The 22,896-nt window shown below is 71.7% G+C and carries 16 protein-coding genes; 12 read left to right on the top strand and 4 right to left on the bottom strand.

The window, feature by feature from the left end; all coding sequences use genetic code 11:
- Nucleotides 1-231 precede the first annotated feature (231 nt).
- From DMB42_RS23365 to DMB42_RS23345, 5 genes are read left to right on the top strand one after another with little or no spacing between them, the layout of a single operon-like run.
- On the top strand, nt 232-978 hold the full coding sequence (locus DMB42_RS23365) for an AMP-binding protein (protein ID WP_125637118.1): 747 nt from the start codon (nt 232-234) through the stop codon (nt 976-978).
- Between the two features lie 52 nt (nt 979-1,030).
- Entirely contained in the window at nt 1,031-3,439 is a 2,409-nt protein-coding gene (locus tag DMB42_RS23360; protein WP_185844824.1) for a LuxR C-terminal-related transcriptional regulator, read from the top strand.
- Nucleotides 3,440-3,495: 56 nt separating this feature from the next.
- A complete protein-coding gene (locus DMB42_RS23355) occupies nt 3,496-3,924 on the top strand; it encodes an AMP-binding protein (protein ID WP_185844823.1) in 429 nt (142 codons plus the stop codon).
- 36 nt (nt 3,925-3,960) lie between these two features.
- Nucleotides 3,961-6,384: a LuxR C-terminal-related transcriptional regulator gene (locus DMB42_RS23350; protein WP_125637115.1), complete on the top strand. Its 2,424-nt coding sequence runs from the start codon at nt 3,961-3,963 to the stop codon at nt 6,382-6,384.
- 10 nt (nt 6,385-6,394) lie between these two features.
- Nucleotides 6,395-7,147 carry an alpha/beta hydrolase gene (locus tag DMB42_RS23345; RefSeq protein WP_260477885.1) on the top strand — a complete coding sequence of 251 codons (753 nt, stop codon included), beginning with the start codon at nt 6,395-6,397 and terminating at the stop codon, nt 7,145-7,147.
- Between the two features lie 222 nt (nt 7,148-7,369).
- On the opposite strand, the gene DMB42_RS23340 is transcribed toward DMB42_RS23345, so the two are convergent.
- On the bottom strand, nt 7,370-8,803 hold the full coding sequence (locus DMB42_RS23340; RefSeq protein ID WP_125637114.1) for an aldehyde dehydrogenase: 1,434 nt from the start codon (nt 8,801-8,803) through the stop codon (nt 7,370-7,372).
- A gap of 126 nt (nt 8,804-8,929) precedes the next feature.
- A complete protein-coding gene (locus tag DMB42_RS23335) occupies nt 8,930-11,941 on the bottom strand; it encodes a M14 family metallopeptidase (RefSeq protein WP_125637113.1) in 3,012 nt (1,003 codons plus the stop codon).
- Between the two features lie 216 nt (nt 11,942-12,157).
- Between DMB42_RS23335 and DMB42_RS23330 the strand changes: the two genes are divergently transcribed.
- On the top strand, nt 12,158-13,054 hold the full coding sequence (locus tag DMB42_RS23330) for a hypothetical protein (RefSeq protein WP_125637112.1): 897 nt from the start codon (nt 12,158-12,160) through the stop codon (nt 13,052-13,054).
- Here DMB42_RS23330 and DMB42_RS23325 read toward each other — a convergent pair.
- The gene (locus DMB42_RS23325) at nt 13,036-14,352 is read right to left on the bottom strand and encodes a GH1 family beta-glucosidase (protein WP_125637111.1); all 1,317 of its coding nucleotides are present in this window, start codon (nt 14,350-14,352) and stop codon (nt 13,036-13,038) included. The two genes, DMB42_RS23330 and DMB42_RS23325, sit on opposite strands and share 19 nt — an antisense overlap.
- 89 nt (nt 14,353-14,441) lie before the next feature.
- Here DMB42_RS23325 and DMB42_RS23320 point away from each other — a divergent pair, with 89 nt between their 5' ends.
- A complete protein-coding gene (locus tag DMB42_RS23320) occupies nt 14,442-15,080 on the top strand; it encodes a TetR family transcriptional regulator (protein ID WP_125637110.1) in 639 nt (212 codons plus the stop codon).
- 5 nt (nt 15,081-15,085) lie between these two features.
- Here the strand turns inward: DMB42_RS23320 and DMB42_RS23315 are convergent, their stop codons facing one another.
- Nucleotides 15,086-16,009, bottom strand: a complete 924-nt coding sequence (locus tag DMB42_RS23315; protein WP_125637109.1) for an aldo/keto reductase — start codon at nt 16,007-16,009, stop codon at nt 15,086-15,088.
- Between the two features lie 80 nt (nt 16,010-16,089).
- On the opposite strand from DMB42_RS23315, the gene DMB42_RS23310 reads away from it, so the two are divergent.
- From DMB42_RS23310 to DMB42_RS23290, 5 genes are all read left to right on the top strand, one after another.
- A complete protein-coding gene (locus DMB42_RS23310; RefSeq protein WP_125637108.1) occupies nt 16,090-16,449 on the top strand; it encodes a MerR family transcriptional regulator in 360 nt (119 codons plus the stop codon).
- Between the two features lie 36 nt (nt 16,450-16,485).
- Entirely contained in the window at nt 16,486-17,907 is a 1,422-nt protein-coding gene (locus DMB42_RS23305; protein ID WP_260477884.1) for a penicillin-binding transpeptidase domain-containing protein, read from the top strand.
- Nucleotides 17,908-17,977: 70 nt separating this feature from the next.
- Nucleotides 17,978-20,332, top strand: a complete 2,355-nt coding sequence (locus tag DMB42_RS23300) for a LuxR C-terminal-related transcriptional regulator (RefSeq protein WP_125637107.1) — start codon at nt 17,978-17,980, stop codon at nt 20,330-20,332.
- A 358-nt stretch (nt 20,333-20,690) separates the two neighbouring features.
- Entirely contained in the window at nt 20,691-21,464 is a 774-nt protein-coding gene (locus DMB42_RS23295; protein WP_125637106.1) for an AMP-binding protein, read from the top strand.
- 123 nt (nt 21,465-21,587) lie between these two features.
- Complete coding sequence (locus tag DMB42_RS23290; protein WP_125637105.1) at nt 21,588-22,886, top strand: ABC transporter substrate-binding protein; 1,299 nt, start codon at nt 21,588-21,590, stop codon at nt 22,884-22,886.
- The last annotated feature ends 10 nt before the right edge of the window (nt 22,887-22,896 follow it).

Raw genomic sequence — 22,896 nt, 5'->3', positions numbered from 1 at the left:
AGCGGGACAAGGTGACAGAGGGCGTAAGCCCAGGCGTCCTCGTCGTTGCCGAGAGGCATCGCACTGCCGGGGACGGGCACGAACGACAGCGCTCTAAGGGTGGAACGCCTGGGCCCGCGCGTCTGATTCCCGCATGCGTGACAAAGCTGTACGAGCGCGAGCCGGGACGTACATAGCAGGTTGCACATTTGTGTGCATGGCAGGAGCCGTCCCGATCCCTACATTGTCGTCATGACGTGGACAGAGCTGGTTATGGGCTCGGCACCGAGCAAGGGCGACCAGCCGGCGGTGAGCGACGTCAGGACCGGCGAGGTACTGTCGTACGCGCAGTTCGCCAGGCGGGTCACCCGCGCGGCCGCCGGGTTGCGCCGCGACGGGCTGACCGCCGGCGACCGCGTCCTCATCGACCTCCCGCTCGGCGCGGCGCTGCCGGTGGCGGTCCACGCGGTGGCCTGGGCGGGCGGGATCGCCGTGCTGAGAGGCGCCGGCCCGGCCCGCATGATGATCACCCTGGGCCGTCACGACGCCGATGTGGCCGCCGCGGACCGGGTCTACGCCTTCCGTCCCACACCGGGCGCGTTCCCGTTCGCCGGGCTGCTCAACGCGAGCCCGCTGGAGTTCGGCCCGCTGGCGGGGGCGGCGCTGGCGCTGGGCGCCGGGCGCGTCCTCGACCACGACGAGCTGGCCGCCGACCTGCGCAACCTGGCCGCCCGGCTGGTGATCGGCAAGGACGACGTCGTCGTCAACGTGGCCGGCGACCTGGTCAAAGGGCTACGGGTGCTCGACCTGGCCGTGATGTCGGGCGCCCACGTGGTGATCGCGGCCAACGAGCCGACCGTCATCGGCTGCCGCGTGCTGGCCGCCGAACGCGGGGCCACGATGGTCGTGGCGCCGTACGACGTGGCCAGGCGGCTGCTGGGCGACCCCAGTCTGCGCGTTGTGGACGAAAGGGCGATCGTCAGCTCGCTTGGCCTGTGAAAAGTGCGACACTGTGGGAGAGTGTGATCCTTCGGCGACGCAGGGTGAACACATGCCAGAGTCTCCCCGGCACAATCTTCCGGCAGAGCCCAATCGGTTCGTGGGCCGCGAACGCGACCTCGACGACCTGCGCGGGCTGTTCGGCGAGACGCGCGTGGTCACGCTGTGCGGCGTGGGCGGCATCGGCAAGACCCGGCTGGCCCTGCGGGTGGCCGCCGGGCTGGTGGGCGCCTATCCCGGCGGGGTCTGGCTGGTCGAGCTGGCCAGGGTCGGCCGTCCCGAGCAGATCGTCCAGGAGATCGCCCGCGTGCTGCGGGTGCGCGAGGAGAGCGGCCGGCCGCTGCTCGACACCGTCACCGCCAGGCTGCGCGACCTGCGCTGCCTGCTGCTGCTCGACAACTGCGAGCACCTGGTCGACGGCTGCGCCGAGCTGGCCGCCGAGCTGATCGCCTGCTGTCCCCGGCTGAGCATCCTGGCCACCAGCCGCGAGCCGCTGCGCATCGCGAGCGAGCTGATCTGGCGGGTGCCGCCGCTCGACCTGCCCGAGATGGGCTACGCCGACGCCGAGGCGGTGCAGCTGTTCATGGACCGCGCCGCCGCGGCCGGCACCAGGCTGGGGGACGGCAGCCTGCCCGCCGTCGTCCGCCTGTGCCAGGCGCTCGACGGGCTGCCCCTGGCGCTGGAGCTGGCGGCGGCGCGTACGAGCCTGCTCAGTCCCGGGCAGATCGCCGACCGGCTCGACGACCGATTCTCCCTGCTGACCACCGGCGGCCGTACGGCTCCGGCGCGGCAGCGCACGCTGCTGGCCACCGTCGAGTGGAGCTACGACCTGCTGTCGGCCAAGGAGCAGGTGCTGCTGCGCCGGTTGTCGGTCTTCGCCCGCGACTTCGACCTCGATCTCGCCGAGCAGGTCTGCGCCGGGCGTCCCATCATGAGGGCCGAGATCGTCGACCTCCTCGGCGGCCTGGTCGACAAGTCCCTCGTGCTGTGCGACGAGGAACGCAGGCGCTACCGGATGCTGGAGACGATCAAGCGGTACGCGATGAAGCGGCTGGAGCGGGCCGGTGAGCGCGAGGTCCTGCGCGAGCGGCACCTCACCGTCCTGTGCGACCTTCAGGAACGCCATTTCGCGGCCGAGACGGTACGGCCCGGCGTGCCCTGGCCGGAGCGGCTGGAGTGCCTGATGGCGAGCAAACGGCTGCTCGACGACCAGCGGGCCGCCCTCGACTGGGCCGCCGGGTCCGGCAACGTGCAGCTCGGCCTGCGCCTGTGCGCCGCCAGCACCGCCCTGCTGCCGATCGCCGGCAACCTGACCGAGATCGTCGGCTGGATCGAGCGGCTGCTCTCGCTCGACCTCGAACTCGTTCCCGACGAGCAGATCGCGCAGGCGAAGGCGTACCTCGCCTACGGGCTGGAGGCCCGCGACGAGCTCGGCCGCTCGCTGGAGGTGGCCACGGAGAGCCTGGCGGGCCTGGGCGAGGGCAACGCGTTCACCCGCCGCGTCATGCACAGCCTCATGGTCATCGTGCTGCTGCGCATGGGCCGCGCCGACGAGGCGCTGCACCACGCCGAGCGCGGCCTGGCCGACGCCGACGAGTCGGGCGACGCCTGGAACCAGGCGGCGGGGCTGGCCGGGTTGTCGGCGGTGGCGCTGACCAGGGGCCGGTTGCGCGAGGCCCAGCGGCTCGGCGACGAGGCCCTGGCCCGGGCGTGCGAGCACGGTCACCGCTGGCTCATGGCCAGGATGGCCGCCCAGCTCGGCGCGGTCGCCGAGGCCCGCGGCGACCTGGAGACCGCCAGGTCCCAGTACGAGCTGGCCGTCCCGTGGCTGCGCGAGCTGTGCAGCGATTCGGAGCTGGCGCGCTGCCTGGCCAGGGCCGGGCGGGTCGCGGCCATGCTGGGCGAGTTCGACGCCGCCAGGGAACGGCTGGCCGAGAGCCTCGCGCTGGGCCGCCAGACCGGCCAGCGGCAGGGCGTGGCCCGGTGCCTGGTGGGCCTGTCGGTGCTGGCCGAGCACGAGGGCGACCTCGACGGCGCGGTGCTGGCCGCCGCGGCCGCGGCCACCTTGCGCGAGTCGATCGGCCAGCAGTCGGTCACGACCAGGATCGAGGAGCTGCTCTCGCGTGCCCGCGCCAAGCTCGGCGAGGGCCGTGCCACCTCGTTGTGGTCCCGCGGCCGGGCGATGAGCCCCTACGACGCCGCCCGCCAGGTGCTGGAGGGGGAGCGGTCCGCGCCGCCGCCCCCGGCCGAGCCCGTACGGCACTCGCTGCTGACCGCCCGCGAGCTGGAGATCGCGGGCCTGCTCACCCGCGGCCTGTCCAACCGGGCCATCGCCGAGGAACTGGTGATCAGCCCCGCGACGGTCGCCCGGCACATCGCCAACATCATGGAGAAGCTGGGGTACACCTCCCGCGCGCAGATCGCGGTGTGGGCCGCCGAGCAGCCCGGCGCATCTGCATAAGGATCTGCATATTCCGCGCCATGTACGTACGTGCCCCCATCCCTACCGTGGGCGTCATGGATGAGCACATCGTCATGGTGGACTTCGGCACGGGCCTGAAGCTCACCGAGAAGCAACTGAACGAGCGGTCGGCGGTGGCGACCGTCCAGTTGCGGCGCAGAGGCGTGCGCGCCGGCGACACGGTGCTCGTCTGCCTGCCGGTCGGGCCCGACCTGCTGGTGGCGGCCGACGCGGTGATCGCCGCGGGCGGCGTAGTGTGGCCGGTGCCCGTCGACCTCGACCGCGCCGGGCTCGGCGAGCGCATGACCGCGAGCGGCGCGCGGGTGATGATCTCCGACGTGCCGGCGGCGCTGGAGGCCGCCGAGGAGTCGCGGGTGCGGATCGTGATGAGCGTCGCCGACCTGAGCGGACGACATCCGTATCCGAAGAGTCATGAACAGTCAACGGAAAGTGACCGCGCCGGGCCGGCCGGCAGTGGAGACTAGCGGAAATGTGATCCTCCGCTGACCCTGGGCACCGACATGACTCCGCCACTTACGCACAACCTGCCCGCAGAGCCCAACCGTTTCGTCGGCCGGGCCCGCGACGTGACCGAGCTGAGCGCTCTGGTCCACGAGGAACGGGTGATCACGCTCAGCGGCGTCGGCGGCATCGGCAAGACCCGCCTGTCGCTGCGGGTGGCGGCCAGGGCCGCGCCGGGCTTCGCCGACGGCGTATGGCTGGTCGAGCTGGCCCGCCTCGCCGACCCCGCGCTGATCGTCAGCGAGATGGCCGGGGTGCTCGGCGTACGCGACGAGACGCCCGCGCGGCTGCTCGACGGCCTGCGCGTACGGCTGCGCGAGGCCAGGGCGCTGATCGTGCTCGACAACTGCGAACACCTGGTCGACCGCTGCGCCGAGCTGGTCGCCGGCCTGATCGCCGACTGCCCCGAGCTGCGTTTCCTGCTCACCAGCCGGGAGCCGCTGCACATCCCGGGCGAGCTGGTCTGGCGGGTGCCGCCGCTCGAACTGCCCGACGACCACCGTCCCGACGCCGAGTCCGTGTCGCTGTTCGTGGAACGGGCGCTGGCGGCGGGGGCCCGCTCGGTGACCGGCAGCATGGACGACGTCGTCCGTCTGTGCCGGGCCCTCGACGGCCTGCCGCTCGCGCTGGAGCTGGCGGCGGCTCGTACGAGCCTGCTCAGCCCCGGGCGCATCGCCGACCGCATCGGCGACCGGTTCACCCTGCTGACCAGGGGCGACCGTACCGCGCCCGCGCGTCAGCGCACCCTGCTCGCCACCGTCGAGTGGAGCCACGACCTGCTGCGGCCCAAGGAACGTGTGCTGCTGCGCCGGCTGTCGGTCTTCGCCGGGCTGTTCGACCTGGCCCTGGCCGAGCGGGTGTGCGCCGACGGCGGCATCGTGCGCAGGGCCGAACTGCTCGACCTGCTCAGCGGCCTGGTGGACAAGTCCCTGGTGCTGCACCACGACGGGCGCTACCGCCTCCTGGAGACCATCAGGCAGTACGCCGCCGAGCGGCTGGCCGAGGCCGGGGAGTCCGCGCGGCTGCGCGACCGGCACCTGCGGGTGGTCTGCGAGGAGATGGAGCACTGCTACGAGGCCGGCGCGCTCCACCCGCGCCTGCCCTGGGCCGCCCGCGTCCCCCACTTCACCAGGGGCCGCGCGCTGCTGGACGACTGCCGGGCCGCGGTCGACCGGGCGGTCGAGTCGGCCGACCCGGTGCTCGGGCTGCGCCTGGCCCGCGCCGCCCTGGCGATCCTGGCCGTACGCGGTGAGCTGGGCGAGACCGTCGGCTGGCACGTCGGCCTGCTCGCCCTCGACCTGTCACGGGTGCCCTCGGACGTCGTCGCCGTGGCCAAGGGCGGGCTGGCGTACGGGCTGGAGATCTGTGACGAGCTGGCCCGCGCCGAGGAGCTGGTCGTGCAGGGGATCGAGGAGCAGAAGAGGCATCCGTACACCCATTGGCTGGGGGTGACCTACAGCGTGGCGCTGGCCGTGTTCTTCCGTACCGGCCAGAGCGAGAAGGCGCTGCGTTACCTGGAGGAGCTGGAGGTGGCGGCCACCGCGCACGACGACCCGTTCAACCTGGCCACGGTCCGCATCGCCCAGCTCAACCTGGCGCTCTTCCGCGGTCAGCTCCGCCAGGCCGGGCGGCGCGGCGAACAGGCGCTGGCCCTGGCCAGGGAGGCCGGACACCACTGGACGCTGGCCAGGGCGCTGACCCATCTCGGCGCGGTGGCCGAGGCGGCCGGCGACCTGGAGGCCGCCATGACCTGCCACACCTCGGCCCTGCCCCTGCTGGAGGACATGGGCAACCGGGTCGAGCTGGCCCGCTGCCAGGCCAAGCTGGGCAGGGTGGCGGCCAGGATGCACGACTACCCGGCCGCCCGGCGGCACCTGGCCGAGAGCCTGGCGCTGAGCACGCGGACCGGCCAGCGCAGGGGCGTGGTGCGCGCGCTCATGGCCGTGTCGGCCCTGGCGGCCGAGCAGGGCGATCTGGAGGGCGCGGTGCTGGCCGCCGCCGCCGCGACCGCGCTGCGCGAGGCCATCGGCCAGTACGGCGTCCCGGGCCGGATCCAGCAGATCCTCGCGCTGGCCAGGGGCGGGCTCGGCGAGGGCCGGGTGGCGTCGTTGTGGGCCAAGGGGGCGCGGCAGTCGCCCGAGGAGGTGGCCGGGCGGGTGCTCGACCGCGACCAGGACGTCCCGTCGTGCACGACCGGGCCGCTGCCGGGGGTGCGGCACGGCGGGCTGACCGGGCGGGAGGTGGAGATCGCCGCGCTGCTCACGCACGGGCTGAGCAACCGGGCCATCGCCCTGAAGCTGGTGATCAGCCCGGCCACGGTGGCCCGGCACGTCGCCAACATCATGGAGAAGCTGGGCTTCGCCTCCCGTGCCCAGATCGCGGTGTGGGCCACCGAGCACGGTCTCGAATCTGACCCCACTTAAGCTGGTATCCATGCCTTTCGCGCCACATTTCCCGGTGATGCTCAGGACCGAGGACGGTGTCCGCATCGACGCCGCCCACACCCCCTCGGCCGCCGGCGACGTCGGGATCGTGATGGCGCACGGCTTCACCGGATCGTGGCGCGAGCGCACCGCCCGCCGCATCGCGCACGTGCTCAGCGGGTACGGCGGCGTGCTCGCGTTCGACTTCCGCGGCCACGGGCGGTCGGCGGGTGAGACGACCGTGGGCGACCTGGAGATCCTCGACGTGGAGGCCGCCGTACGGCATGCCCGGGTGGTCGGCTATCGGCGGATCGCGGTCGTGGGCTTCTCCATGGGCGCGGCGGTGGCCGTACGGCACGCGGCGCTGCGCGGCGGCGTGGACGCGGTCGCGGCGGTCAGCGGCCCGGCCCGCTGGTACTACCGGGGGACCAAGCCCATGCGCCAGGTGCACTGGGCCATCGAGCGGCCGTTCGGCAGGTTCGCCGCCAAGGTGGCCAAGCGCACCAGGATCGCCGGGGGTCCGTGGGACCCGATCCCGATGCCGCCGCACGAGGCCGCCGCCCTGGTCTCGCCCGCGCCGCTGCTGATCGTGCACGGCGACGCCGACGCCTTCTTCCCGCTGGAGCACGCCCACCAGCTCTACGCCGGGGCACGCGAGCCCAAGGAACTGTGGATCGAGCCCGGCTACGGGCACGCCGAGTCGGCCGCCAGCCCCGAACTCATCCGGCGTATCGGTAAATGGATCGCCTCGAACCTTTCGTGAGTAATACGCGTCTACCTAAGGCGGATGGAAAGAATCCGCCGGGAGACAAGTCCCTGGGGAAGGAAACCGCGCAGGCGGTGGACGTGGGACATACTTCAGTAGTCGGGCGGTCGCCCACTGTAGGCGGCGGATTCGGCACCTAGCGTTGCGGGGGCACGCTGGGTGCCCTCCGGGCCCGGCGGAGGGGCCCCGTCGCGCCGCGGGGCCCCTCTTCGCCGCCCTCTATCCGAGCCGGGCGATCGTCTTGTACTCCAGGTAGCCGTTCAGGCCCTCGGGGCCGAGCTCGCGGCCGATGCCGCTGGACTTGAAGCCGCCGAAGGGCGCGTTCGACTCCAGCATGAAGCAGTTGACGCCGTACGTGCCGGTGCGCACCTGGCGGGCGACGTCCATGCCGTGCTCTGTGTCGGCCGTCCAGACCGTGCCGGCCAGGCCGTAGTCGCTGTCGTTGGCGATGCGGAGGGCGTCGGCCTCGTCCTCGTACGGGATCACCGTCAGGACCGGGCCGAAGATCTCCTCGCGGGCGATGCGCATGTCGTTGCCGACGTTGGCGAAGACCGTGGGGGCGACGTACCAGCCGCGGTCGCGGGGACGGTCCAGGCCGCCGACGACGACCTTGGCGCCCTCGTCCATGCCGATCTTGATGTAGCTCTCGACCCGCTCCTGCTGACGCTTGGCCACCAGGGGGCCGATGCCGGTCGCGGGGTCGGCCGGGTCGCCGACGGGCTGGGAGTTGACCATGGCCGCGATGGCGTCGACGACCTCGTCGTACCGGCTGCGCGAGGCCAGGATGCGGGTCTGGGCCACGCACGCCTGGCCGTTGTTCATCAGCGTGGCCATGGACAGGAAGCCCATGCTGGCCTGGAGGTCGGCGTCGTCCAGGATGATCGCGGCCGACTTGCCGCCGAGCTCCAGGCTGACCCGCTTGAGCTGCTCGCCGCAGATGGCGGCGATGCGGCGGCCCGCGGCGGTGGAGCCGGTGAAGGCGACCTTGTCGACGCCCGCGTGCGAGATCAGGTGCTCGCTCACCTCGCGCCCGGCGGGCACGATGTTGAGCACGCCCGCCGGGAGCCCGGCCTCGATCGCCCACTCGGCCAGCAGGTACGCGTCCAGCGGCGTCTCGGGCGCCGGCTTGAGCACGATCGTGCACCCGGCCAGCAGCGCCGGCGCGACCTTGGTCATGGTCACGAACTGGGGCACGTTCCACGGGACGACGGCCGCGACGACGCCGACCGGCTCGCGTCGTACGGTGATCGGCCCGAACAGCCCCGGACGCTCCTCCTCCTGCGCGAACTCCTTGCCCAGCCCGGCGTAGTACTGGAGCATGCCGAGCGGCTGCGGCGCCTGCGCGAGGTTGGAGAAGGTGATCGGCGAGCCCATCTCCTCGGTGATCAGCGCGGCCATCTCGCCCTGCCGCTCGTTGTAGATCCCGGCCAGCCGCTCGATCACCGCGGCCCGCTCGGCGAACGTCATGCGCGGCCACGGCCCGTGGTCGAACGCCTGCCGGGCGGCGGCCACCGCGCGTTCCATGTCCTCGGCCGTGCCGTCGGGGACGCGGCCCACGACCTCCTCGGTGTGGGGGGAGATGACGTCGATCGTCCCGGTGCCCGCGGGGGTCACCCATTCGCCCCCGATGAACAGCTTGTCGTGCTGGCGCATGTCGTGAGCCTCCTGCTTGACCGAATGCTTGCTTGTTGTCGGTACGCCTCAAGGCGACCGAACCATGTTCTGTCCGTACACGCAAGAGGGGCGCGGCAGCGGTGTGCCGCGCCCCTCGGGGCGTCGCTAGCGGGGGTCGCCCAGCAGGTGCCGCATGGACCGCCGGACCAGGTCCGTACGCGCGGCCTGGCCGGTCAGGCTCTCCAGCCCGAAGCCCAGATAGACGGTGTCCGCGGTGACGATGCCGCCGCCCTCCTCGAAGACCTGGTCGGTGCGGAACCAGTTGTTGACCGAGGGGGTCGAGCCCTCCGGCGGCGCCGCGACGGCCCAGCCGCCGAGGTCGGACTCGAAGGAGGTCTCATCGGCCGCCGCGCCGTCCAGGGTGAGCGCGAAGTCGTCGAGGAAGACGCCCGCGCCCTGGTTGGCCCAGTCGCTGACGTACGAGATCGACAACTCGACCCGCCTGCCCGCGTACGGGGTCAGGTCGATCTTCCACCGCTGCCAGCCGCCGGAGTTGCCCGAGGCTGCGTGCCACGCGCCGGAGGAGCCGGTCGGCTCGCAGGCCGGGCCCTGGTAGCGCTGGGTGAAGGGGTGGATCACCCGCCAGCCGCCGCTGTTGTCCGACTTGCAGCTCTCGCCGGTGCTCTGCGTGGTGTGGCCGTTGGCGTCCGGGAGGGTGGTCCAGTCGTCGCCGCCCACGGTGTGCGCCTCGACCGTCAGGAAGTCCCAGTCGGCCTCGGTGTCGTACGACGTCCAGAACGACAGGTCGCCGGCGCTCCTGCCGGTCAGGTCGACGGTCCTGGTCAGCCGCTTCCACGAGACGTCGGCGATGCCGCTGTAGACGTCCCAGGAACCGGTGTGCGGGTCGAAGGGACCGCCCGGACGTTCCCACTTGACCTGGGCCGAGGAGGCGAACAGCGGGAACCGCTCCGGGGGCAGGATGGCCGAGGTGGCGACGTACGAGTTGGTGTGGCTGGGCTGGAGCGTGCCGGAGAAGCCCTCGAACCGGCCGCCGTTGCCCTTCAGGCCGAACGGCTGCCCGCTTCCCTGGTCGGTGCCCGCGTCGTCGAAGAAGACGTAGGCGCCCAGCCAGTACTGCTGGAAGTCGTTGAACACCTGGATGCACGGCGGGTCGTCCGGGACCGTGCACTCGGGGTGTCCCGGCTGGTCGGGCTCGTAGTAGTACGCGCCGTTGTTGTTGGCCGCGTACGACGGGTACTTGCCGGCGTGCAGCAGCTTGCCGCCCTCGTTCAGGTAGTCGCGCACCGCGAGTTCGGTGTCCACGCCGCCCTTCGACGTGGTCCCGGCGACCTGGCCCGGGGATCTCGGGATGATGTCGTCGCCGGTCTCCCACACCACGGCCTTGTAGTGGCTGAGCACGCCGAGCGGGTGCGGGGCCCTGCGGCCCATCCGGTCCATGTCGTACACGTCGGTCGGGTACCCGGCGTCCTGGAGGGCCTTGACGTAGTCGGCGGCGTACCTGGCCTGAGTGGCGTCCTGGGCCGGGCTGAGGCCGGTGACGTCCTCGGTGGCCAGGACCAGCACCTTGCCGCCGATGTCGTCCTGCACGGTGTAGGTGAAGTCGCCGCTCTTCCCGCCGATCGCGCTGAACCACACCTTGACCTTGTCGCCCGGCCGGGTGCCGGTGATCCTGCCGCGCATCCGGTGGTAGTAGCGGTCGTAGCCCTTGCCGTACCGCTCGCCGCCCTTCCACTCGCCGGTCGGCGCGATCCTCGTCCGGCCGCCGTTGACCCGGTAGTTGAGCAGGACGGGCCCGAGCCTCCGCTTGGCGGTGACCTGGACGACCTGGTCGGTGCCGTAGCTGGCCTCGAACGGGTCGAGCACGAAGTCGGGCGTCCTGTTGCCCAGGTGGCTGACCGGCTCGACCGGGTCCACCGCGGACCTGGCGACGTCGAGCGCGAACGGCAGGTTCTTCTCGAACTCCGCCTGTACGGCGGCCTCGTCGTCAGGGAAGACGAACCCGCAGCCGTCGCAGCCCTCGTCCAGCTCCGGCGTCCAGGACAGGGTGCCGTACCGGGCGTGGGCGTGGTCGTTGGTGTCGCCGTTGGTGGTGTAGAGCTCCGCGCCGAGGTCGGGGTCGAACCCGGGCACGGCCGGGGCCTCGTCGTTCCCGGTCAGGGCCTCGTAGATCGGGTTGTCCGCGGTCTTCGTGGCGATCTGGAACCCGCTCGGGTAGAGCAGCAGCGGGCCGAAGGAGTGGTAGTTCAGGTTCATCTCGAACCGGACGCGGTTGAGCAGGCCGTCCATGGCCCTGGTCTCCGGCTCGCTGGCCGGGCCGGAGCCGCGGAAGGTCTCGCTGCTCGGGATGCTCGACGAGCCCTCCTCGTCGTAGCGGAAGTTCGTGGGGAAGTTCCGGTTCGGGTCCACGCCGTCGGCGTTGGTGATCTTCCCGTCGCCGTCGTTGTCACGCAGGTTCTTGCGCCACAGGCGGTTGCCCTCGGTGAAGGTGAAGTCGTAGCCGTCGGGGTTGGCCACCGGCACGAACCACAACTCGGTCCGGTTCAGCACGTCGCGCAGCGCGGACCTGTTGGCCACCACGTACTTCAGCAGCCGCAGGTCCACCTCGGCGGCGATCCACTCGCGGGCGTGCTGGGTGGCCGAGTAGAGGGTGGCGGGCTTGACGCCGTCGGGCAGCAGCCTGGCTCCCGTCGTGACCTTGGCGGCGAGGATGTCCTGCCCCTTGAGCGACTTGCCGATGGACCGGAGCTGGACGATGTCCCTGTTGGCGTTCGCGATCGCCTTGAGCTGGTCGGCGATGCCGCCCTGCTGCGAGTACGACCGCCAGACGGTGTAGCCGCCGGCCGCCTGGGCCCTGGCGGCCTGGAGGTTGCTCTGCCCCTGCGGGTTGCGTACGGGCTCGGGCCGGAGGCCGAGCTTGGCCAGCCCGGCCAGGTCCGCCTGGTCGGCGGTCAGCTCGACGTGCTCCTTGTCGCCCGCGGTCTCGTGCTGGACGACGTCGAAGCCCTTCTCCCTGAGTGACTGCGCGGTTCCCGGCCTGCTGTCCACCTGGTAGAGCTCGATGCGGTCGCCGGCCGGCAGCGGATCGACCGAGGCCGCGGCGGTCACGGCGACGAGTGAGGAGCCCAGGCCGAGGAGCACGGCTGCGGCGATGGTCATGGATCGAGACACGGTCTGCCCCTTCGCAGAGACGAGTTCGACCGCCATCTCAGACCGGTACCAAGCACTCCACAAGGCCCAATCTTTTAGGTCCTCCTTATTTCCGACAAATCGCACTGAAATTCGCCAAAGGTGCGCCACTTGGGCCGTTCAGATGACAGCAATCAAGATCATCTTCTATAGTTTCGGTCCGTCTGTGGGAGGAGGGGAGCAGGTGTGAGGATCTGGCGGCTCGTCACGGTCGCGGTCGTCCTCGCCGGGCTGCTCGGGCTTCCCTTCCCGCGTCCGGCGTCGGCCGATCCCAACATCGATGAGCTGCGCAGACTCACCAAACAGGCGAGCAGGCTCAACGACCTCTACCGCGGACAGATCCAGAGCCTGGAGGAGATCAGGGTCCAGGCCAAGAACGCCACCGACACCTCCGGCGACCTGGCGGCGCGCCTGGCCGCGGCCAAGGCCGACGTGGCGAACATCGCGCAGCAGACCTACATCACCGGCCCGCTCGACGGCGTCCAGCTCTTCACCACGGACGTCGACCCGATCCACGCGCTCGGCCAGGCGGCGAACCTGACGTACATGGCCGGTGAGCGCACCGAGCGCGTCCGGAGCATCCAGAAGCTGATCGAGAAGTCCAAAGAGGCCAAGCTCAACGCCAACGACAAGATCAGCAAGATGAAGAAGAAGATCAAGGAGCTGCAGGGCAAGCGGCGCGAGATCGAGCGCCTGCTCGCCAAGTACGGCTTCCAGCAGCCCGGCGGCGCCGAGGGCCTGACCCCGCGCCTGATCGCCGTGCGCGCCGAGATCATGCAGAACTTCCCCATGAAGTACGGCGTGGGCTGCCTGCGCCCCGGCGAGCCCGGCGAGCACGGCAAGGGCCGGGCCTGCGACTTCATGATGTCCCGCGGCGGCACCATGGCCTCAGGGGCCGACGCCGACCGCGGGGACGCCCTGGCCGAATGGCTGATCAAGAACGGCGCGCGGATCGGCGTCATGTACATCATCTGGAAGCAGCGCTATTACGACATCCGGTCAGGCGGCGGGTGGGACCCGATGTCCGACCGGGGCGGCGTGACCGCCAACCACTACGACCACGTTCACGTGTCGGTGTTCTGAGCCGCCACGCGCTCCCTGAACCACTCGTAGGACGCCTTGGGGGTGCGGCGGCCGGTGGCGAAGTCCACGTGCACCAGGCCGAAGCGCTGGTGGTAGCCCTCGGCCCACTCGAAGTTGTCCAGCAGCGACCAGACGAAGTAGCCGCGCACGTCCACGCCCTCGGCCCGCGCGGCCATGACGGCGTCGATGTGGGCGCGCAGGTAGTCGATGCGGGCCTGGTCCTCGACCGTGCCGAGCCCGGTGAGCTCGTCCGGTTGTGAGCAGCCGTTCTCGGTGATGTGGATCGGCGGGAGCGCGTCTCCGTAGCGCGCCTTGAGGCCGGTCAGCAGCTCGCGCAGGCCGTCGGGGACGACCGGCCAGCCGAAGGCGGTGGTGGGGTACCCGGTGACGCCGGTGTCCGTGAACGGCAACACCTCTCCAGGTGGTGGGGCGGCGATCCGGGTGGGGTTGTAGTAGTTGATGCCGAGGGCGTCGAGGGGGGCGGAGATGGTCTCCAGGTCGCCGTCGTGGATGAAGTCGAGCGTGGGGGCGTAGGCTGACAAATCGGGATATTCGCCCAGAAGTACGGGGTCGTTGAACAGCCGGTTGTGCAGGATGTCGTAGGCGTCGGCGGCCTTGACGTCCGGCTCCTCCTGCGAGGCGGCCCAGACCGGCGTGCAGTTGTTGGTGATCGCCACCTCCCGTACGCCCGCCGCCCGCAGCCCCTCGTCGGCCAGGCCGTGGCCGAGGAGCTGGTGGTGGGCCACGGGGAGGGCGTCGAGGAGGAGGGCCTGGCCGGGGGCGTGGATGCCCATGGCGTGCCCGAAGGCCATGTGGACGAAGGGCTCGTTCAGGGTGATCCACAGGGGGATGCGATCGGCCAGGCGCTCGGCCACGATCGCGGCGTAGTCGGCGAAGCGCCGGGCCGTGTCGCGGTTCATCCAGCCGCCCTGGTCCTGGAGCGCCTGGGGCAGGTCCCAGTGGAAGAGCGTCGGCACGGGCTGGATGCCGGCCGCCAGCAGGCCGTCGGTCAGGCGTTCGTAGAAGTCGAGGCCCTTGGGATTGACCTCGCCGGCGCCGGTGGGCTGCACGCGCGGCCAGGCGACGGAGAAACGGTAGGCGTTCACGCCGAGGCCGGACATGAGCCCGATGTCCTCGTGCCAGCGGTGGTAGTGGTCGCAGGCCACGTCCCCGGTGTGGCCGTCCCTGGTGCGGCCCGGTTCGTGGGCGAAGGTGTCCCAGACGGACGCGCCCCTGCCATCCTCGGCGACCGCGCCCTCGATCTGGTACGCGGCCGTCGCCGTACCCCATAAGAACATCTCGGCTCCCTTTATGCGAGTATGGCTCATGTTAACGGACGGCAAAGTGGCCGGTCTGTACCTGCTGGTAATAGGCCAGGATGGAGGACATGACGAGTACCTTGCGCCGCCGTCCCGCACAGCGCCGGAGCGTGGAGCGGGTGGAGCGGATGCTCGACGAGTGTGCGCTCCTGCTCGACGAGGTCGGCTACGAGGCGTTGACCACGAAGGAGGTCGCGCGTCGCGCCGAGGTCCCCATCGGCACCTTCTACCAGTTCTTCCGCGACAAACAGGGGCTGGTGCGCGCCCTCGCGCTGCGCAACCTGGAGGCGTTCCTCCAGCGCATCACCGAGCGCATCGCGGCGGCCGACCTCGGCCACTGGACCGACCTGGTCGACCTGGCCGTCGACGAGTTCGTCGACATGAAGCGCACCACACCGGGGTTCGCCGTGGTCGACTTCGGCGAGGTCCTGCCCACCCCCGGCGGCCCGCCGCTGGAGGGCACCAAGCGCACGCTCGACAGCGCCCTCGACAACAACGTCATCGTGGCCGACCGGCTGCGCGCCCTCACCCTCGCCCTTCTCGACGCGCCCGTCGGCCCCGGCCTCGACCGAGCCCTCGTGGTGGCCGTCGAGGCCACGGACGCGGTGCTGAAGCTCGCCTTCCGGGCCGATCCCGGCGGCGACCCCGAGCTGATCGCCGAGTGCAAGCAGCTCGTCCGCCGCTACCTCGCCGACCACCTGCCCTGATCCCGCTACGCGACCGCGTCCAGGCGGGCGCGCAGCTCGGGGTCCAGCTTGACGTCCGCGGCGGCGACGACCTCGTCGAGCTGGGCCGTCGTGGAGACGCCGACGACGGGCACGTGCCCGCCGGCCGTCAGCCACGCCAGCACGACCTGGTTGGGGGTGGCGCCCAGCTCGCCGGCGACCTCGCGCAGCGTGGCCAGGCGGCGGGCGGTGCCCGGATGGTCGTAGATCTCCGGCATCGGCCGGTCCGCCCGCGTGTACGCCCCCGACATCAGCGTGTTGTACGCCCACAACGTCAGGTCCGGCTCGGCGGCCAGGTAGTCGAGGGTCTCGTCCGAGGCCAGCGTGTGGCCGCCCTCCGCGAGCCGGGTGAACGGCCGCGGACGCAGGTAGGTGTGACGCAACTGCACCTGCGTGTACGGCAGCCAGCCGCGTGCGGCCGAGACGTTCCTGGCCCGTTCCAGCCGCCAGGCGGCGATGTTGCTGGCCCCCAGCGCGCGCACCTTCCCCTGCTCGGCGAGCGTGTTCAGGGCGCCCAGCGTCTCGGCCAAGGGCACCGAACGGTCTTCGATGTGCGACCAATACAGATCGATGTAGTCCGTCCGCAACCTCCGGAGGCTGCCTTCGGCGGCCCTCGCCACGGCCGCCGCCGACAGGCCCTCGGCCGAGTCGAGCGTACGGTCGCCCGGCACGGTCGGCCGGGCCCCGCCCTTGGTGCCGATGAAGATCCGGTCCCGGTGGCCGCGCGCGGCCAGCCAGGCCCCGACGGCCTCCTCGCTCTCGTCCCCGGTGCGGCCCTCGTCCCAGAAGGGGTAGTTGTTGGCCGTGTCCAGCATGGTCCCGCCGGCGTCGTGGAAGCGGTCGAGGATGGCGAAGGTCTCCCGCAGGCCGACGGTGGTGCCGAACGGGATCGTGCCGAGTGCGATGTTCATGACGCAGACCCTCGGGCCTGGAGCGCACTCCATGTCAAGCCGTTGACCTGGAGTGCGCTCCAGGTGGAAGACTGGGACACGTGAGCGTGTACACACCCGCCGAGGTCGTCGAGGAGACCGGCTTCAGCCTCGACACTCTCCGCTACTACGAGAAGATCGGGCTGCTGGAGCGCGTGGAGCGCAACTCCGCCGGCCAGCGCAGGTTCAGCCAGGAGGACGTCGGCTGGCTCGCCATGGTCCGCTGCCTGCGCGACACCGGCATGCCGATCGCCATGCTGCTGCGCTTCGCCGAGCTCGTACGCGAGGGCGACCGGACGATCCCCGACCGCATCAGGCTGCTGGAGGAGCACGACCGGCAGGTCCAGGCCCAGATCGCCAAGCTGGCCGAGCGGCAGGACTACATCCACCGCAAGATTTCCTACTACCGCAGCGTTCTGTAGCCCTGTCTTGGTGGTCCGGTTGTTAGACCAAGGACCATGGCGGGCATCAGGGCGAGGCGGCTCAACGTCCCGCTGCGCCGGATGGCCGTGCTCTGCGCGGCCATGTTGTTCCTCCTGCTGGCCCACGTCACGGTCGTCCAGGTGTTCGGCGCGCGGGAGCTCAACGCCGACCGCCGCAACGAGCGCTCGCTCATCTCCCGGTTCGCCCGTCCGCGCGGCGACATCCTGACCTACGACGGCGCGACCGTCGCGAGGAGCCGCCCGGCGCCCGGCGGCGGCCCGTACCGGTTCCAGCGGGTCTACACCGACGGCGAGCTCTACGCCCCCGTGACCGGCTACCTGTCCCTCTTCGACTCCGCGGGCGTCGAGCAGGCCGAGCGCGCCGTCCTGTCCGGGGACGACGCCAAGGTCAAGGTGCGTTCGATGGTCAGCGACGGCGACGCGGCGGGCGCCGACATCCGGCTGACCGTCGGCGTACGCACCCAGTGGGCCGCCTACCACGCGCTCCAGGCCGCCGGGGTGCCCGGCGCGGTCGTCGCGATCGACCCGGCGACCGGCGCGATCCTCGCCCTGGCCAGCTACCCGTCCTACGACCCCAACACCCTGGCCACCTTCGACGCCACCCGGCTGGACACCACTCTCGCGCGGCTGCGGGACGCGCCCGCCCGCCCCCTGCTGAACCGGGCGCTGAACCAGGTCTATCCGCCGGGAGGCACGTTCAAGCTGGTGACGGCCGCGGCGGCGCTGGCCTCCGGCGAGTACACGCCCACGGCCCGCGTGAACACCGTCGTACAGCCGCCGCTGCCCGCGCCGCTCGCCGCCTGCGGCAGGTCCCGTCCGACGTTGCTGCGCGCGTTCGAGACGTCCTGCGACACCGCGTTCGCCGGGATCGGTTTGCAGCTCGGTCAGGACATCCTGCGGGACCAGGCCGAGGCGTTCGGGTTCGATGCCGGTGACCTGCGCGTGCCGCTGGAGGCGACGCCCAGCACGTACCCGCAGGGCATGGACCGGCCGCGGACCGCGCTGTCGGCCGTCGGCCGCGACCAGGACCGGGCGACCCCGCTGATGATCGCGATGTTGTCGGCGGCCGTGGCCAACGACGGCGTGCTGATGCGGCCGTACCTGGTGGAGGAGGTGAGCCTGCCGGACGGCTCACTCCTCGTCCAGGCTGGGCCCGAGCCGTACCGTACGACCATGACGCCCGAGCGGGCCCACTACCTGGCCACGATGATGGCGACGGCGACGCGCGCCGGCGGGCCGGGCGCGGCGGTGGCGATCCCCGGCGTCGAGGTGGCCGCCAAGATCGCGGCGAGCGGCGGCCAGGACGCGCTGGCCACGGCGTTCGCCCCGGCCGGCGCCCCGGAGGTGGCGGTCGGCGTGGTGCTGGAGCACCCGGGCCCCGACGCCGCCGTCGTGGCCGGAGTCGCCCGCGCGGTGTTGGAAGCGGCGCTGGCCTGACGGCGGACCGCCGAGTTCTCCACCGATTTGAGTCTGGGCGCGAACGGTAGTTGGTGCCACACTCACAGTGATGCTGCGAACCGCCGATTTCTGCAACCTGCCGGCCGAGCCGAACCTGTTCGTGGGCCGGGAGTCCGATCTCGATGAGCTGGTGCACCTCGGCCGCGTGTCGCGGGTGGTGACACTGTGCGGCGCGGGGGGCATCGGCAAGACGCGCCTCGCCCTGCGCCTGGCCGCCCGGATCGCCCCCGAGCACCCCGACGGTGTGTGGCTGGTCGAGCTGGCCGATGTGGAGAAGGGCGAGCTGAGACAGCAGGTCTCGGCCGCGCTCGGCATCGCCGACGACCTGCCGGAGGCCATCGGCGGCCGGCGCGTGCTGCTCGTGCTGGACAACTGCGAGCCGGTGATCGGCGAGTGCGCCGAGCTCTGCCGCGACCTGCTCGGCGCGTGCCCGAGGCTGACCGTGCTGGCCACCAGCCGCGAGCCGCTGCGCGTGCCGGGCGAGACCGTCTGGCGGGTGCCGCCGCTCTCGCTGGTCGGCGAGGAGAGCGAGGCCGTGCGCCTGTTCGTGGCCAGGGCCACCGCCGCGCGGCCCGACTTCGAGCTGACCGAGGAGACCTTGCCGCTGGCGATCGAGTTGTGCCAGGCGCTGGACGGGCTGCCGCTGGCGATCGAGCTGGCCGCCGCCATGGTGCGGGTGTTGTCGGTCAGGCAGCTCGTCGAGCGGCTCGACGACCGGTTCAGGGTGCTGGCGGGCGGCGCCCGTACGGCGCACGCCAGGCACCGTACGCTCCGCGCCGCCGTCGACTGGAGCTACCGCCTGCTCAGCTTCCAGGAACGGCTGCTGCTGCGCCGCGTGGCGGCCTTCCGCTCCTGCTGGACGCTCGACCTGGCCGAAGGGGTGTGCACGGGCGCCGGCCTGCCCGAGGAGGACGTGCTGCCGCGCCTGTGCGACCTGGTCGACAAGTCGCTGGTCGTGCTGGACGGCGAGATCGCCGGCCAGGCTCGCTACCGGCTGCTGGAGACCGTCCGCGAATACGCGCTGGAGCAGCTCGCGGAGTCCGGCGAGGAGGTGGCCCTGCGCGGCAACCACCTGGCGGCCCTGGCCGGGCTGGCCACGCGGTTCAAGGACGTCCTCACCCCTGGCACGCGCACGTCGTGGCCGGTGGTCGAACGCTTCGTCAACCTGTTCGACGGGCTCAAGGCCGAGGTGGGCGCGGCCTGCGACTGGGCCGTCGCGAGCGGTTCGCCGCAGGTCGCGCTGGAGCTGCTGACTGACGTTCGCTACCTGCTGATGGCCAGCGGGCGGCGGCTCGACATCGCCGAGCGGCTCGACCGGCTGCTCGGGCTTGACGCCCCCGAGGTGCCCGAGGGCTTACGCGGGCAGGCCATGATCCTGCGCGGGGAGCTGGCGCTCGCGGCCGGTGAGGAGGGGCTCGCCGCCCGGTGCGTGCAGATCGGGCTGGCGCTGTGCGTCGACGCCCGTGACGCCTACGGCGAGGCCGTCGGCCTGATCATGCTGGCCCAGGCGACCGGCGACCAGGAGCCGCTGGCTCCCGCCCTGGAGGCGGCCAGGCGGCGCGGCGACCCGATCCTGGAGTCGCTGGCCCAGGGCACCCGGGCCGACTTCGGCCTGCGGGCCGGCCGCCTGCACGAGGCGCGAAGGGCGTTCGAGGAGGTCCTGACGCTCAGCGAGCGGCTCGACAACCATCTCGGCCAGTCCTACGGTCACGTCGGCCTGGCCCAGATCGCCCGGCGCACCGGCGACCGGGCCGGCGCCCGCCGTCACTACGAGGCGGGCCTGCGCCTGCTGCGGCACATCGACGCCCGGCAGCAGATCGTCAGCTGCCTGGCCGGGCTCGGCCGCGTCGCGCTCGACGAGGGCGACCTGGCCGAGGCGCGGACGAGGCTCACCGAGGCGCTGGTGCTCAGCCGCGACGCGGGCCTGCGGGACAGCATCGCCAGGCGGCTGGCGGCCTGGGCGCGCCTGCTGGCGGCCGAGGGCGACGACCGGCGCGCGGTGTTGCTGGCCGCCGCCTCGCTGGGGCTGCGCGGCCGCCGCCCGGACGCCCGTACGGAAGAGTTGCTGGGGCCCGCCCGCAACCGGCTCGGCGAGGCCGTGGTGGCGCTGCTGTGGGCCGAGGGCCTGGCGATGACGGCCGACCAGGCGGTCTCCTGCGCGCTCGGCGGCCAGTTGCCCGAGCTGCCGGGCGCGCCGGTCGCCCCGGTCGTCCAGGACAGCAGGCTGACGGCCAGGGAACGCGAGATCGCCGCACTGGTGGCCCGCGGGCTGAGCAACCGGGCCATCGCCGACGAACTGGTCATCAGCCCGGCCACGGCCGCGCGGCACGTCGCCAACATCCTCGGCAAGCTCGGCTTCTCCACGCGTACACAGATTGCCGCATGGGTGATCGGCGGACGCTGATCCCGGCGGCTTCTCTACACATCGTGGCCGCCGGGCGCTTACATCCTCGAATGGCCATGTCAGCGCATGTGCGGTCGCCGTACGAACGCCTACCGTTGCTGCATGTGATCGGCCGCGCCCGCGTTCCCCGCTCTCCCGCCGGGGGGCGTGGCGGCCGATCGACCGAGGGACGTCACACGTCCTGACGGGGCCGGGCCTTCTCGGAGGGGTGGGGGCCCGGTTCCCGGGCGTGTGACAGCGGGCTCGAGTCGCGCAGGGCTCGGGCCCGCCCACCTTCCCCCTGGGCTGGGGAAATGCACACGGCTCTACATAGATCGGTGGATGCGGCGGGCGCGCGGGCGGCCGTACGTTGGCGGGCATGAAGCCGTCCGCCTCGACCACCGGCACCGTGATCCACGAGGTGTTCTGCCGGGCCTACGAGCGGGGCGAGCGGCCGGCGCTCGTCGATCTGCGCGGCGGTCACGTCTACGGCTACCGCAGTCTGGTGACCGAGGTGACGAGGGCGGCCTCCGGGCTGGTACGCAGGGGCGCGCGCCGCGACCAGGTCGTGGGGGTGCACGTCTCGACGACCGGCACCCAGACGGTGGCCCTGCACACCGTGCTGGCCGCGGGCGGCGTGGCCGCGCCGGTCGATCCGGGGCTCGGCGCCGACGAGGTGGCCGCGCTGCTGCGCGAGTGCGACGCGCGCATGCTGATCACCACTCCCGACCTGGCCGAGACGGCGATCGCGGCGGCCGACGGCTCCCGCGTGCGCCAGGTGGTCTCGCTCGGCCCGGCGCTCGACACGATCGACTTCCGCGGCCTGCTCGTGCTGGAGCCCACCGCGCTGCCCGCGCTCGACGCCAAGCGGCAGGACGCGCTGGTGTTGTCCGGCGGCCGGCGGCTCACCCACGCCGACCTGCTGGCCAGGATGGCCGAGCTCGACGTGCCGGTCGGCCTGACCGAGTCCGACGTCGTGCTCAGCACGTGGTCGCCGGGCAACGGCCGTGACCTGCCCGCCCTGGTCGGCCTCGCGGTGTCCAAGGGCGCGCTGATCGTGGCCGCGGGCTGCGTCGACCTGCCCGGCACGAGCTACGACTTCGGCGTCACCGTGCTCACCGGGCCCGGCGGCACGCTGGAGCGCGTCGGCTGAGTATGCGGACCTGTTACCTGCTCCGCCCTTGACGTCGGCGCGCGCGAAGTGGGTTGATAGCCGTTGTTGACAACGTTGTCAAAAGTCACCTACTTCGGGGGATCGCGAAGGGAAGGGTGTGCGATGCGACGGTGGTTAGCGGCCGTGTCGATCACGATGGCGGGCGTTCTCGGTCTGGCGGGCTGCGGCGGAGGCGGCGGCGGCCAGGCTTCCCGATCTGCCGCGCCGAGCAGCGGCGGCGGCAAGCAGCAGGTGGAGGTCTTCTCCTGGTGGACGGGCCCCGGCGAGGCCGACGGCCTCCAGGCGATGAAGAAGATCTTCGAGGAGAAGAATCCGAACTACACGTTCTTCGACGCCGCCGTGGCGGGCGGCTCGGGTGACAAGGCCAAGGCGCTGTTGCAGTCGAAGTTGCAGGCCAACACGCCGCCCGACACTTTCCAGGGGCACGCCGGCGCCGAATTGCAGGGCTACATCAAGGCGGGCAACCTGGAGGACCTGACGTTCCTGTATGACGAACTGAAGCTCAAGGACGTCTTCCCCGCCCAGCTCGTCGAGCAGATCAGCGTCGAGGGCAAGATCTATTCGGTGCCGGTCAACATCCACCGGTCCAACGTCCTGTGGTTCAACCCCAAGGTGCTCAAGGACGCGGGCATCGCGGCCGCGCCCAAGACGATCGAGGAGTTCATCGCCGACCTGGAGAAGGTCAAGGCCAAGGGCAAGATCCCGATCTCCGTCGGGTCGGAGTGGACCGCCACCCACCTGCTGGAGAACGTGTTGCTCGGCTCGCTCGGCACCGACGCCTACAACGCGCTGTTCAAGCCGGGCGCCGACTGGAGCGGCCCGCAGATGACCAAGGCGCTGGAGAACTTCGCCAAGATCATGTCGTACGCGGGCGACCCGCAGGACGACTGGCAGCCCGCGGCCAAGCAGGTGGCCGACGGCGAGGCGGCGTTCAACATCATGGGCGACTGGGCGTACGGCTACTTCCACAACCCGCCGGAGGGCGGCCTCGGCAAGACGTCGAAGACGGACTTCGACTGGGCGCCCGCGCCCGGCACCGAGGGCACCTACATGTGGTTGTCGGACAGCTTCACCCTGCCCAAGGGCGCCAAGAACCGGGACGGGGCCGTCGCGTGGCTGAAGGTCGCGGCGAGCAAGGAGGGCCAGGACGCCTTCAACCCGAAGAAGGGCTCCATCCCCGCCCGCAAGGACGCCGACCAGGCGCTCTACACCGACTACCTGGCCGACGCGCTGAAGGACTGGTCGAGCAACAAGCTCGCCGGATCCATCCAGCACGGCGTCTCGGTGAGCCAGCCGTGGCTGGCCTCGATCAACGAGGCGGTCGGGCTGTTCATCGCCAGCAAGGACGTCAAGGGTCTCCAGCAGGCCCTGGCGGACGCGGCCAAGGCCAACGCTCAGTGACGCATGCGGG

The sequence above is a fragment of the Nonomuraea sp. WAC 01424 genome, assembly GCF_003947315.1.
Lineage (GTDB): Bacteria > Actinomycetota > Actinomycetes > Streptosporangiales > Streptosporangiaceae > Nonomuraea > Nonomuraea spiralis.
The sequence above is the reverse complement of the archived record's forward strand: the minus strand, read 5'-3'. Positions and strand labels throughout refer to the sequence as shown.